This window comes from Kribbella sp. NPDC026596, assembly GCF_040638415.1.
Lineage (GTDB): Bacteria > Actinomycetota > Actinomycetes > Propionibacteriales > Kribbellaceae > Kribbella.
Genome location: NZ_JBEZYF010000006.1, coordinates 217,618 through 229,682 on the forward strand (window position 1 = coordinate 217,618; position 12,065 = coordinate 229,682).

Sequence of the window (12,065 nt, forward strand, 5' to 3'; positions counted from 1 at the left end):
CCGTTCCAGCGGTGTGGCACTCACACAGACCCCAACGCTCAGCCGGAACGCGATCCTCGCCGTCCTGCTCACCGGCCAGTTCATGGCGAACATCGACACCGCGGTCGCGAACATCGCGGGACCGTCGATCGGCGCCGATCTGCACGCGTCCGAAGGCGCGGTCGGCCTGGTCGTGTCCGGGTACGTCGTCGCCTTCGCGGTCCTCCTGATCACCGGCGCACGCCTCGGCGCGTCGCTCGGCTACCGTACGACGTTCCTCCTCGGGCTGACCGTGTTCACGGCAGCCTCGCTGGCGTGCGGGCTCGCGCCGGAGATCGTCACCCTGGTCGTCGCCCGCTTCATCCAAGGCGCCGGCGCCGCGCTGATGGTCCCGCAGGTGCTCAGCGGCATCCAGCTGCACTTCCAGGGCCGCGACCGCCTGAAGGCCCTTGGCTACTTCTCGATCGCCCTGTCCGGCGGTGCCGTGGCAGGACAGATTCTCGGCGGCGTCCTGATCGCGGCCGACCTCTTCGGCACCAGTTGGCGGCCGATCTTCCTGGTCAACGTCCCCATCGGCATCGCCCTCGCGATCGCCGCGCGCCGCCAGCTCCCCGCCGACCCGGCCGGGCATCGCGATCGCCTGGACCTGATCGGCGTACTCACCTTGTCCACTGCGGTTCTGCTCGTCATCGTCCCGCTTCTGCTGGGCTCCGAGCGCGGCTGGCCGGCCTGGTCCTGGCTCTGCCTCCTGCTGAGCCTCCCAGCCCTGGCCCTCTTCGAGTACGGCGAACGCCGTACAGCCGCACGAGGTGGTCGTCCACTGATCGCTCGCCAGGTCCTGAGGAACCCATCAGTGCGGGCCGGTCTGCTCGCTCACGGCTGCACCTCGGGCACGTACTTCGCCCTACTCTTCGTGCTCGCCCTCTACCTCCAGAACGGCCTTCACAAAGGCCCTGCGTACTCAGGCTTCGCCATGGTCGTCTGGGTCGCTGCCTTCGGCCTGGCCGGCCCGATTCTGCCCAGACTGCGCAGGGGAGTGCGGTGGATGCCGGTCGTCGGCTGTCTGGTCCTGGCGGCCGGCTATCTGTCCGTGCTGGCCTATCTGCTGCTGGGCGGCCGCACTGGAGCGCTTCTGTTCGTACTGCTGGGCATCGGCGGCCTGGGCCTCGGGATCAGCGCCAACACGCTCATCGGGGCGGTCACGTCCAGCATGTCCCCGCAGTACGCCGCGGACCTCTCCGGAGTTGTCGCCACCAACGCTCAGCTCTCAGGCGCACTGGGCGTCGCTCTGGCCGGTTCCACCTATGCGGCGCTCGCAACTGACCCGGAGCGCGCGCTGGGCGTCGTACTAGCCGGGTTTGTCGTGCTGACGCTGGTCGGGGCGGGTGCGGCTCAGCGGCTGGTCAGATAGCGGTAGCGGTACGCCTCGCGGTAGCCGAGCCGCCCGTAGGCGGCGATAGCGGGCGCGTTCTCCTCCAGCACCTCCAGATAGGTACGGCGACCGCCCAACGGACCGGACCAGCGCGCCAGAGCCTGCAGGATCGCGGAGCCCAGCCCACGGCGCCGGTACGCCGGGTCGACGCGGATCGCATCGGCGCCAAGCCAGTGGCCTGTCATGGATCCACGCCCAACTGCCACCGTCCGGCCGTCCAAGCTGATCGAGGCGAAGACCGCCTTCGGTGCGCCCTCCAACACCTTCGGCGCGGGCTCGGGCACCGGTCCGTCGAAGGCGGCGGCGTACCAAGCGTTTTCGGGGTGCTCGGCGATCAGTACGTCGTACTCCGGCGCAGCGTTCACGTGGTCGAGCGTGGTGTGCAGGACCAGTACGTCGGACTGCTCGGGACGGGCGTCGATCCAGCCGAGGGCGCGGAACTCCTCCGCCTCCGGGCTACCGAGCCGGATCAGGGCCTGTGGGGGCAGTCCGCGCTCGTCGTAGAAGGCCTCAGCGTGCTTGAGGGCCTCGGCCACGGGCATCCCGGGGCTTCCCGCCGGCAGCAGCGAGTTGCCCCGGCCGGTCCAGCCGGCCGATGCCCGCAGTAACCAGTGACCGACGTACGACGTCTCGACCGCGGGGCGGCCCAGTGCGGTACTGAGGAAGAGTTGCTCGACGTCCACCGGCCGCAGTGGGGTCTCGGGGATAGTTTTCGCCGCTGTCACCTCATCGGCATCAATCTGGTGCACACTGCTGTCAGCGTGGCGAACAGCCAGGCTGGTCGGGTCCCAGGACTGCAGTACGCCGATCACATCGGTGAGGCCGCCCGGAATCCGGTGCCGGACGACGACACGGTGGCCGATATCACGGGCCTGCAGGCCTGACACGATGCGGACTCCTGGCAGAGTGGGCGAAGTACTACCGTGATACTAGAGACCCTGCACCAAACACAGCATCACCGCATCGCAGCACCCAGAGTCTCAGCTGCGCTTGCCTGCCATAGGAGGAGTAGCAGTGACCTACGTCATCGCGCAGCCGTGTGTTGACCTGAAGGACCTCGCCTGTGTCGAGGAGTGCCCCGTCGACTGTATCTACGAGGGCAACCGGATGCTGTACATCCACCCCGACGAATGCGTCGACTGCGGAGCCTGCGAGCCGGTTTGCCCGGTGGAAGCGATCTACTACGAAGACGACACCCCGGAGCAGTGGAAGGACTACTACACCGCGAACGTCGACTTCTTCAACGACCTGGGCTCCCCCGGCGGCGCGTCGAAGATGGGCAAGATCGACAAGGACCACCCCTTCATCGCCGCCCTGCCCCCGCAGGAACACGACGAGTAATCGTCTGAGCACTTACTGAAGCGGGGCGTCCGGTGGGCGCCCCGCTACTGCTCCAGGACGTCTACGTGGACGTGGTCGAGGTGGCGGAGGATGGCTGGGTCGCCGGAGCGTTCGGGTGGGGTGTAGTCCCGCCAGCCGCTGTCCGAGCGCCCGCCCGCGGTCCAGATCTTGTCGCTGAAGATCACCGTCTTGATCTTCAGCACGTCCGCCCGCGCGACCAGGTACTGCGCCATCGCCCAGCCCTTGGTGGTGTTCGCCGCGGAGATCGGCCGTACGAATACGTCGACCGCCCGGCCGTCGTAGTGCGCCGACCCCTCCATGTGCCCCGAGCGCACGCCACCCGCCGCGTACCCGCCGGTCGACAACTTCCCGAACGTCCGGATCAGATCCGTCCGTACGGCGTCCGCCCTCGGCGTCAGCCCGCTGCGGCCCATCGTCTCCGCCGGCACCGACGACGTGTTCACGGTGCAACTGAAGACGCTCTTCGACTGTCCGGTCAGCGCCGACGCCAGGACGCGGGCGTCCGCCTCGTGGTCGGCGTACGCGTTGGGGAACGCACTGCGCTGCACCGCGTCGGCCGCGACGGTGACAGCGAGCTTCTGGTAGTTCTTCACCTTCACCAGCGCGTCGTAGAACTTCCCGGCCGCGTAGTGCGGATCCCGCACCTGCGCCTCGGTGCCCCAGCCCTGCGACGGCCGCTGCTGGAACAGCCCGAGCGAGTCGCGGTCCCCGTGCGCCAGGTTCCGCAGCCCGGACTCCTGGTACGCCGTCGCGAGCGCGATCGTCGCCGCCCGCGCCGGCAGCCCACGCCGTACGGCGACGCCCGCGATGATCGCGGCCGACTCCGCCTGCTCCAGATCGAGGACGACGGTCTGGCCGCTGACCGTGGCCTCGCACTGCTCCGGTGGCGGCAGGATCGACCCCATGTTCTTGCCGCCGATCCACGCGATGCCGACGCCGACAGCCAGGCTGAGCGCCGCTACGGCGCCCAGGGCAACCACGGCACCCCGCTTCATCGGCATACGGGTCCCAACGTGCGGGGGCGGGGGACAGGTTCCGATCGAGAGGTCACGAAGTGGTTGACGTGCACAGGCTCACATTGGTTGGCGCGACTCACGCGTTGGCGTGCAGGGCCTCGTTGAGCGTGATGCCCTCACCCTTGCGCGGCCGCGCCTCGACCGCACCGGTGATCGAGTTGCGGATGAACAGCAGACCGGGCTGCCCGGACAGGTCGCGGGCCTTCACCACACTCCCGTCCGGAAGCGTGACCTTGGTGCCGGCGGTCACGTAGAGACCGGCCTCCACCACGCAGTCGTCGCCGAGCGAGATCCCGGTGCCGCCGTTCGCGCCGAGCAGGCAGCGCTTGCCGATCGAGACGACCTGCGTGCCGCCGCCGGACAGGGTGCCCATGATCGACGCGCCCGCCCCGATGTCGCTGCCGTCGTCGACCACCACTCCGGCCACGATCCGGCCCTCGACCATCGACGTACCGAGCGTGCCGGCGTTGAAGTTCACGAAGCCCTCGTGCATCACCGTCGTCCCCGACGACAGGTGCGCGCCCAGCCGGACCCGGTCGGCGTCGCCGATCCGGACCCCGCTCGGTACGACGTAGTCCGTCATCCGGGGGAACTTGTCGACGCTGGTCACGGACAGGTGCTGACCGGCCGCGCGGGCCCGGAGCCGGACCTGCTCGATCTCCTCGACCGGGACCGGGCCGAGCGACGTCCACGCGTTGTTCGGCAGGGCGGCGAAGATGCCGTCCAGGTTGAGGCCGTGCGGGCGGACCAGGCGATGCGACAGCAGGTGCAGCCGCAGGTACGCGTCCGCGGTGCCGGCCGGGGCCTGGTCCAGCGTGATCTCGGCCGCCACGACCTCACGCCGTACCTGCCGGAGCTCGTCGTTGCCCTCGGCCGCGATCAGCTCGGCGGGGGCCTTGGCGTCGGCCGGCTGGGCGCCGAGCTCGGGGGCCGGGTACCAGACGTCGAGGACGGTTCCGGCGGCGGTGACGGTGGCGAGGCCGAAGCCCCAGGCGTGCGTGGCGTTCTCGGTCATACCCACAGCCTGCCAGACTGCTGACCGGGCCATCGAACCCGACCGCTATCCGAGCGCCTCGCCCGCCCGGTGACCGGCGCCACCGACCGGAAGGATGCCGATGACGACCGCTCTGACCCTGGACACCGACATCGGCTCGGACGTGGACGACGTCCTGGCTCTGGCCACGATCTTCGGCTCACCGGAGCTCGACCTGGCCGCCGTGACCACGGTGTACGGCGATACGTTGCTTAGGGCAAGGATGGTCGCGCGGGTGGGCGGCGTGGCCGGCCGGGAGCCGGAGCTGGTGGTTGCGGGGCGCGCTGAGACCCGATCGGGCCGGGCGGTCTGGTGGGCGGGCCACGAGGGCGCGTTGTTGCCGGACCTCGAGCGGGAGAAGGTCGACACCCGGGCCGACCCGATCGACGTACTCGCGACCTCGCCGACGGTGGTCGCGGTCGGGCCGCTCACCAACGTGGCCGAAGCCGTGGAGCGACCCGCGCGGGCTGTCGAGCGGTTGTTTCTGATGGGCGGTGACTTCTCGCTGAGCAAGGTCGAGCACAACATCAAGTGCGATGTCGACGCGGCCGCGGTGGTGTTCGCCAGCTGGATCCCGGCGACCGTCATCGGGCTCGATCAGACGACCCGGATCCGGCTCGGCGGCGCGGCGGTCGCGGAGATCGAGGCCGCGGGGCCGCTCGGTCGGTTGCTCGCCGCGGAGATGCGGCAGTTCTGGAGGTTCAACGCCGAGGACTCCAATGTGCCACACGATCCGGCCGCCGTACTGATGCTGACGGACCCGGAGCTGTTCACCTTCGCGACCGGCCGAATCGAGGTCGACCCGACCGGCCGCACGCGCTTCACCCCCGGCGACGGGCCGCACCGGATCGTCACCGATCTCGACGCCGGCCGGGTCGGGCGGCGCATCGTGGACCGCATCCTCACGGCCTGCCGGGCGACCGGATAATTCGACGGCGAGCGTGCGGCCGGTTGTGATCTACTCGTCGAATGCTTCCCGCCTGGCTCGAGACCGTGTCCGAACCAGTCCTCCAGGCGACGCAGGCCCCATCGGCGGACGCGCTGCACGGAGAGCTCCTCCGCCAGTGGGGCTCGTCGGAGGTGTGGCGCCTGTCCTACGGCCTCCGCAGCGTGATCGTGAAGCGCGGTACGGACGCGCAGTCCGGTGAAGGGACGGCGTACGAGCGGTTCGTCATACCGCTCGGGTTGCCGGCTCCAGAGCTGATCTGGGCGGCTGACGGCGTACTGGTACTCGCGGACGTCGGGCGGGTCACGCTTGAGCAGGAGCCGTCGGCGGAGGGGTTTCTGGCCGCCGCTGGGCTGCTCGCGGAGATCCGTAGCCATGCTGTTTCCGGACCGACCGGCTTCGCGCCGGAGCACGTGAAAGAACTGGCTGACCGGATCGGCCGGATCTCCTTCGATGTCGCGCCGTTGACGGAGGCACTGGCCGCGCTCCACCAGCAGGCGCCGTTGGGTGTCGTCCACGGCGACTTCGTGCCGAAGAATCTGGTCACGGACGGCACCCGGTGGACCGCGGTCGACTGGCCGCTCGTGTACCTCGCGCCGCACCTCAGCGACCTCTACACGCTGATCCGCGATGCCGTTGCCCTCGGCCACGACCGTGGACCGATCGTGGCGCAGTACGTCGAGAGCGCCGGAGCCGACCCGTTCCTGGTCGATCGGCAGCTGCTCGTCGGCGGTGCCTGCTTCTGCCTGCGCGCGCTGGACTTCGTGATCGCGGAGGGTCTGCGGACGATCCCCGGTTCCGAGGACTGGATCGATCCGCTGCTGGCCGAGCTCGAAGGTCTCGTGGAGCAGCTCGCGTGAAGCTCCTCGTCCTCGGTGGCACCAAGAACCTCGGCCGCCACGTCGTCGAGGCCGCCCTCCGCGACGGTCACGACGTGACGCTGTTCAATCGCGGGCGTACGAATCCTTCGTTGTTTCCCGCGGTACGCCGGTTGACGGGTGAGCGCGCGGATCCCGGCGTACTCGCAACGGGGGAGTGGGACGGCGTCATCGACATGTCCGGCTTCCTGGTCCACGACGTCCGCCTGAGCGCGTCGCTCCTCCGCGACCGCTGCGCGCACTACACGTACATGTCGTCGATCGCCGTCTACGCGAGCAAGGCCGCCCCGGGCATGACCGAGTCCGCACCATTGCTGGCTTGGCCATCCGGCGCCCCCGAGGACCACTTCACCATGGACCTCTACGGCCCTTCCAAGGTCCGCTGCGAGTCGCTGTTGGCCGGAGTGTTCGGCCCCCGAACCTCCGCCGTACGCTCCGGCTCCGTCGTCGGCCCCTACAACCCCGACTTCGGCAACTGGGGTTAGGCCCTGGCCCATGGTCTGACGATGGAATGCGCCGCCCGCCCCACCCAACCCATCCAATACATCGATGCCCGAGACCTAGCCGCCTTCCTTGTGAAGATCACCGTGAATCGGCTGCCAGGCCCCTTCAACGCCGTAAGCCCGACCAACACCATGTCGGACCTCGCCGCAGCTTGGCGCTCCGCCGTACCCAACCCACCCGCCATGAACTGGTCCCCCGAGGAAGACCGCTTCCACCTCCCCCACAACGGCACCAACGACGGCACCTTCCAACTGGACAACACCCGAGCCCTAGCAGCCGGCCTGCACTTACGTGGGGACCAAGAAATCGCCCGCGACTACGTGTCCTGGGTCCAGGATGGGAACACTCCACCGCCTCCGCCGCACTGATACGTAGCATTGCGGCCGTGATGATCGAGATAGGTGGAGGGCCGGGTGGGGCGACCAGCCCGCGGGCTGGGTTCAGTGGTGTTGACGCGATCCGGTTTGCGGGGGCCGGTGGGCGGCAGGAGGGGGTGCTGCCGGGGGTTGATGTTGTGGTGGCGGCCGGGGATCGGTTGCGGTACAAGATCTACCCGGAGCTCGACGAGCAGCTGACGTACGCGGCGACGTACGCGGCGGTCGACCTGGTGTTCACCGATGGGTCCCGGCTGTCTGAGGCCGGGGTCGTGGATCAGTACGAGATGCCGTTCGACGCGGCGGGTCAGGGTGCGGCCAAGATCCTGTACGCCGACCAGTGGAACGATGTGCAGGTCGAACTCTCGGCGGTTGCGGGGAAGACGGTCGAGCAGGTGCTGCTGGTCGTTGATGGGCCGGATTCGGCGTTCCAAGGGTGGATCGACGACCTCGAGATCTCGCAGGCTCCGGCGCGGCTCGACGGGTCGGACTTGGTTGCGTACGTCGACACCCGGCGCGGCACCAACGCCAGCCACGGCTTCTCCCGCGGCAACACGCTCCCGATCACCGCCTGGCCGAACGGGTTCAACTTCCTGACGCCCGTGACGGACGCGTCCACGCACCGGTGGCCGTACGAGTACCACCGGACCAACAACGCCGACAACCGGCCGGAGCTGCAGGGGCTGACGTTCTCCCACCAGCCGAGCCCGTGGATGGGCGATCGCGATCAGCTCACGATCATGCCGGTCGCATCGGCTGACCCGCTGGGGGATCCGGCGGCACGGGCTGTTGCCTTCAGCCACGATGACGAGATCGCCCGGCCGGATCTGTACTCGGTTGCCCTCAGCAACGGCGTACGCGCGGAACTGGCGCCGACCGATCACGGCGCGATCTTCCGGTTCCGGTTCCCCGATGATGCGGCCGGTCGACACCTCGTCTTCGACACGATCGACGAGAGCGGCGCGTTCGGGTACGACGGGACCGCGCTGACCGGATGGGTCGAGAACGGTTCGGAGACCGGCCGGACCCGGATGTACTGCTACGGCCTCTTCTCCGAAACCCCGTCCACCTTCGGACCAACCACCGGCGGTCGGGACAACGCCCGGGCGGCGACCTTCGATCGGTCAGAGGTGACCTTGAGGATCGCGACGTCGTTCATCGGCGTCGACCAGGCCCGGCACAACCTGGAGCTCGAGCTCGACGGACGCAGCCTCGAGGACGTCCAGCAGGCCGCCAACGAAGCCTGGAACGAGCGTCTGCAGGTGATCCGTCCCGAGGGCACGACCGAGCCGCAGCTGCGCACGGTCTACGGCAACCTCTACCGCCTCAACCTCTACCCGAACTCCCACTTCGAGAACGCCGGCACCAACGACGACCCCGACCATCGCTACGCCAGCCCGGTGCTGCCGACCGAGGGTACGGCGACTGACCGCGAGACCAACGCGGTCGTCAAGCCGGGGAAGATGTACGTCAACAGCGGCTTCTGGGACACGTATCGGACCGCGTGGCCGGCGTACGCGTTCCTCTACCCGGAGCTGACCGCCGAGCTGGTGGACGGGTTCGTGCAGCAGTACCGCGACGGTGGCTGGATCGCTCGCTGGTCGTCGCCGGGGTACGCGGACTGCATGACCGGGACGAGCTCCGATGTCGCGTTCGCCGATGCGTATCTCAAGGGTGTTCGCTGCCGGACCCGTTGGCGACGTACGACGCTGGTCTGCGCAACGCGACCGTGGCGCCCACCGAGACCGAGGTCGGGCGGAAGGGTGTGGCGACCGGCTTCTTCGCCGGCTATGTGAGTACCGACACCGAGGAAAGCGTGTCGTGGGCGCTCGAGGCGTACCTCAACGACTTCGGTCTCGCGCTGATGGCTTCGCAGTTGGCCGACGATCCCACAGTCTCTGCTGACCGTCGCGCCCAGCTCCGGGAAGAGGCGGAGTACCTGCGTCGTCGCTCGCTGAACTACGTGCTGCTGTTCGACCCGGAGATCAACTTCTTCCAGGGCCGGCGGCCGGACGGGCGGTTCGCGAAGACGCCCGACGAGTTCGACCCGTGTGAGTGGGGCGGCGACTTCACCGAGACCGACGGCTGGAACTTCGCCTTCCACGTCGCCCACGACGGCCGCGGCCTGGCCAACCTGTACGGCGGTCCGCGCGGCCTGGAAGCCAAGCTCGACGAGTTCTTCGCGACGCCGGAACTGGCCGTGAAGAAGGGCACCTACTCGATCGTCATCCACGAGATGCTCGAGGCCCAGGCCGTCCGGATGGGCCAGTTCGGCTTCAGCAACCAGCCGGCGCACCACATCGCGTGGATGTACAACTACGCCGGTACGCCGCACAAGACGCAGGCGATCGTCCGTGAGGTCCTGCAGCGCCTGTACGTCGGCGAGCAGATCGGCCAGGGCTACCCAGGCGACGAGGACAACGGCGAGATGTCGGCGTGGTACCTCTTTGCAGCCTTGGGCATCTACCCACTCCGCGTCGGCGCACCGGAGTACGCAATCGGCTCACCCCTGTTCTCCCGGACGGTGGTCACCCCTCTCGGCGGCGCCCCGATCGTGATCACTGCCTCTCGTCACGAGCACCCGTACGTGCAGGAGGTCAGGGCCGACGGCAAGCAGTTGCCGACAGCATCCATCACCGACGCCGACCTGCGCGCGGCCGGCCAGCTCGACTTCGTCCTCGGCCCGGAACCGTCCGACTGGGGAACCCTGTCTTCCCCACCGGCGCTCACGGTTGACGACGAGGTCCCGGCCCCGTTGGTCGACCTGGTCCCACGCCAGGACCACCCCCTGTTCGACGACGACTCGTCAACCGAAACCCACTTCGACACGGAGACGCCGACCATCACCTGGTCCCTGTCGGAACCGGGCACGGCCGCCTTCTACACCCTGACGTCCGGCTCATCCGAAGGCGACCCAACCTCCTGGCGCCTAGAGGCCTCCACCGACGGCACAACCTGGTCCGTCCTGGACGACCGCGCTTATCAGTCGTTCACGTGGCGCCGCCAGACCCGCCCCTTCACGATCGCAACACCGGGCGCGTACGCCCACTACCGCTTGGTGATCACAGCCTCGACGTCTGACCTCAGCCTCAGCCAAATCGAGCTCCTCACCTGACCAAGTAGGCGTCACGACAACTGCGGTCGGTGGCGGACGGTGTCGACCGTCCGCCCCGACCGCCTTGTGTTCGGCACGGCGGACTGGCGACGGTGGGCCGGAGTCAGCGCCAGGTTTCGGCGAGCAGGTCCGCGAGGGCTCGGCCTTGGTCGTAGCCTCCCCGCGCGGCTTGCCGACGCGTTGACAGATCCATCGCATTGGCGTTGAACACATCGCCGGCGCCGCCATCCGGAAAGACGGTTTCGACCCTGCTGCCCCCTGCGCGTAGTTCGTCGACCTGGGTCGCGAGGTCCATGCCCCACTCCAGCGGCATCCGCGTCCTGCCGCTGAACGGTGACAGCACCAGCACCCGCCCGTACCCATCCGCCAGGTCGGCGTTCTCGCTGCGTCGGTAGCCGCCATTGATGTATCGGTTCTGGCCGATGCGGTAGGGAGGGACGGGACCGAAACCGTTGCTGGTGCTGGCGGCGACGGCGTCCACCAGCTCGATTCCGCTGTGGCGGTCGAACACGACCGGTTCCCCGGTCTGCGCATCGACAGCCGTGATGAGCACACGCTGTTGCGGCCAGTGCCGGCTGGGAAGCCGAGCCGCGACGATGTCGCGCCAGCGCGTCTGGTCGGAGCCGTCGGAAGCATCCATTTCGAGCGCGGCGGCGCCCATCCTGCGGCGCATGTCGGACGCATCCTGAGCAGAGCCGATGATTCCGTTCGACCACTCCAGATAGGTCTGCGAGAGACCTACGGCGCGTCCGCTGGCCGATCCGGCGTCGCTGGGCTGTGGCCGAGGCACCTCGGCGAGGATGGCCGCATACAGTTCGGCCGGCTGTGTCCCGCTGGTGATCTGGGCAGCCACCGTCGATCCTGCCGACGTACCGATGATGAGATCGGCCTCGGTGACATCGACCCCGGCAGCGGACAGGCCGGCGATGAGACCGAGCTCCCAAGCATTGCCTGCCGCTCCGCCGCCGGCGAGAACCAAGGCTCGCTTATTCGGGTTGGCCGCCTGTCGTGTGGCGTCGGCCTGCTGATCGGGCATCGGCCAATTCCCGTGCCGTGGTGTTCGCGGCACCGCGATGCCATCGGAAGTGGTGGTCGTCGAGCTGATGCGCGGAGCCGAAGAAGAAGGTGTTGTGTTCATGGGAGTCGCCTTTCGCGAGTTGCCTGTCGGGCGCTCCCAGTTGCGACTACCTCAGTCGCGCGATCGTGCACTGCGGGGGAGCACCCACTGCGGACACTGCGTACATGGGTCTCACCTCCCGCCGATAGATCACGATCGCCGAAATGCTAGCAGCCCGCCGACCCGGTAGGCGCCAACTAAGCCAGATCCACACCCGTGCACGATTCCAGGGGTTGCCCCCTCAGGTGGAGGGTTGCCCACTGAGAATCTCAGGGGGCAACCCTCCAACTGAGGGGTTGTCCCCCCAGC

The 12,065-nt window shown here is 68.5% G+C and carries 12 protein-coding genes; 8 read left to right on the forward strand and 4 right to left on the reverse strand.

Annotation, left to right across the window (positions count from 1 at the left end):
• Positions 1–13: 13 nt before the first annotated feature.
• Entirely contained in the window at positions 14–1,390 is a 1,377-nt protein-coding gene (locus tag AB0E63_RS07510; RefSeq protein ID WP_360362851.1) for an MFS transporter, read from the forward strand.
• Here AB0E63_RS07510 and AB0E63_RS07515 read toward each other — a convergent pair.
• Positions 1,372–2,298: a GNAT family N-acetyltransferase gene (locus tag AB0E63_RS07515; protein ID WP_360362853.1), complete on the reverse strand. Its 927-nt coding sequence runs from the start codon at positions 2,296–2,298 to the stop codon at positions 1,372–1,374. The two genes, AB0E63_RS07510 and AB0E63_RS07515, sit on opposite strands and share 19 nt — an antisense overlap.
• A 127-nt stretch (positions 2,299–2,425) precedes the next feature.
• Between AB0E63_RS07515 and fdxA the strand changes: the two genes are divergently transcribed.
• The gene (gene fdxA, locus AB0E63_RS07520) at positions 2,426–2,752 is read left to right on the forward strand and encodes a ferredoxin (protein WP_131285641.1); all 327 of its coding nucleotides are present in this window, start codon (positions 2,426–2,428) and stop codon (positions 2,750–2,752) included.
• 44 nt (positions 2,753–2,796) lie between these two features.
• On the opposite strand, the gene AB0E63_RS07525 is transcribed toward fdxA, so the two are convergent.
• Both AB0E63_RS07525 and dapD read right to left on the reverse strand, forming a co-directional pair.
• Complete coding sequence (locus AB0E63_RS07525; RefSeq protein WP_360362855.1) at positions 2,797–3,768, reverse strand: hypothetical protein; 972 nt, start codon at positions 3,766–3,768, stop codon at positions 2,797–2,799.
• Positions 3,769–3,865: 97 nt separating this feature from the next.
• Complete coding sequence (gene dapD / locus AB0E63_RS07530; protein ID WP_360362857.1) at positions 3,866–4,804, reverse strand: 2,3,4,5-tetrahydropyridine-2,6-dicarboxylate N-succinyltransferase; 939 nt, start codon at positions 4,802–4,804, stop codon at positions 3,866–3,868.
• A 100-nt stretch (positions 4,805–4,904) separates the two neighbouring features.
• Here dapD and AB0E63_RS07535 point away from each other — a divergent pair, with 100 nt between their 5' ends.
• The 6 genes from AB0E63_RS07535 to AB0E63_RS07560 all read left to right on the forward strand — a co-directional run bounded on the left by AB0E63_RS07535 (position 4,905) and on the right by AB0E63_RS07560 (position 10,639).
• Positions 4,905–5,750 (forward strand): nucleoside hydrolase, encoded by an 846-nt coding sequence (locus AB0E63_RS07535; protein ID WP_360362859.1) that lies wholly within the window; start codon positions 4,905–4,907, stop codon positions 5,748–5,750.
• A 41-nt stretch (positions 5,751–5,791) separates the two neighbouring features.
• On the forward strand, positions 5,792–6,628 hold the full coding sequence (locus AB0E63_RS07540; protein ID WP_360362861.1) for a phosphotransferase: 837 nt from the start codon (positions 5,792–5,794) through the stop codon (positions 6,626–6,628).
• The gene (locus AB0E63_RS07545) at positions 6,625–7,131 is read left to right on the forward strand and encodes a hypothetical protein (RefSeq protein ID WP_360362862.1); all 507 of its coding nucleotides are present in this window, start codon (positions 6,625–6,627) and stop codon (positions 7,129–7,131) included. The genes AB0E63_RS07540 and AB0E63_RS07545 overlap by 4 nt, the downstream gene beginning before the upstream one ends.
• A gap of 90 nt (positions 7,132–7,221) precedes the next feature.
• The gene (locus AB0E63_RS07550) at positions 7,222–7,518 is read left to right on the forward strand and encodes a hypothetical protein (RefSeq protein WP_360362864.1); all 297 of its coding nucleotides are present in this window, start codon (positions 7,222–7,224) and stop codon (positions 7,516–7,518) included.
• Positions 7,519–7,538: 20 nt separating this feature from the next.
• Positions 7,539–9,320 carry a glycoside hydrolase domain-containing protein gene (locus AB0E63_RS07555; RefSeq protein ID WP_360362875.1) on the forward strand — a complete coding sequence of 594 codons (1,782 nt, stop codon included), beginning with the start codon at positions 7,539–7,541 and terminating at the stop codon, positions 9,318–9,320.
• On the forward strand, positions 9,218–10,639 hold the full coding sequence (locus tag AB0E63_RS07560) for a glycoside hydrolase domain-containing protein (protein ID WP_360362866.1): 1,422 nt from the start codon (positions 9,218–9,220) through the stop codon (positions 10,637–10,639). Before AB0E63_RS07555 ends, AB0E63_RS07560 begins: the two co-directional genes overlap by 103 nt.
• A gap of 103 nt (positions 10,640–10,742) precedes the next feature.
• Here the strand turns inward: AB0E63_RS07560 and AB0E63_RS07565 are convergent, their stop codons facing one another.
• A complete protein-coding gene (locus AB0E63_RS07565; RefSeq protein ID WP_360362868.1) occupies positions 10,743–11,777 on the reverse strand; it encodes a patatin-like phospholipase family protein in 1,035 nt (344 codons plus the stop codon).
• Between the last annotated feature and the right edge of the window lie 288 nt (positions 11,778–12,065).

What these genes read in the sequence shown, in the direction of transcription:
- AB0E63_RS07525 (WP_360362855.1), bottom strand. Translation starts at nt 3,768, where the DNA reads ATGAAGCGGGGTGCCGTGGTTGCCCTGGGCGCCGTAGCGGCGCTCAGC.
- dapD (WP_360362857.1), bottom strand. Translation starts at nt 4,804, where the DNA reads ATGACCGAGAACGCCACGCACGCCTGGGGCTTCGGCCTCGCCACCGTC.
- AB0E63_RS07535 (WP_360362859.1), top strand. Translation starts at nt 4,905, where the DNA reads ATGACGACCGCTCTGACCCTGGACACCGACATCGGCTCGGACGTGGAC.
- AB0E63_RS07540 (WP_360362861.1), top strand. Translation starts at nt 5,792, where the DNA reads ATGCTTCCCGCCTGGCTCGAGACCGTGTCCGAACCAGTCCTCCAGGCG.
- AB0E63_RS07555 (WP_360362875.1), top strand. Translation starts at nt 7,539, where the DNA reads ATGATCGAGATAGGTGGAGGGCCGGGTGGGGCGACCAGCCCGCGGGCT.
- AB0E63_RS07565 (WP_360362868.1), bottom strand. Translation starts at nt 11,777, where the DNA reads ATGAACACAACACCTTCTTCTTCGGCTCCGCGCATCAGCTCGACGACC.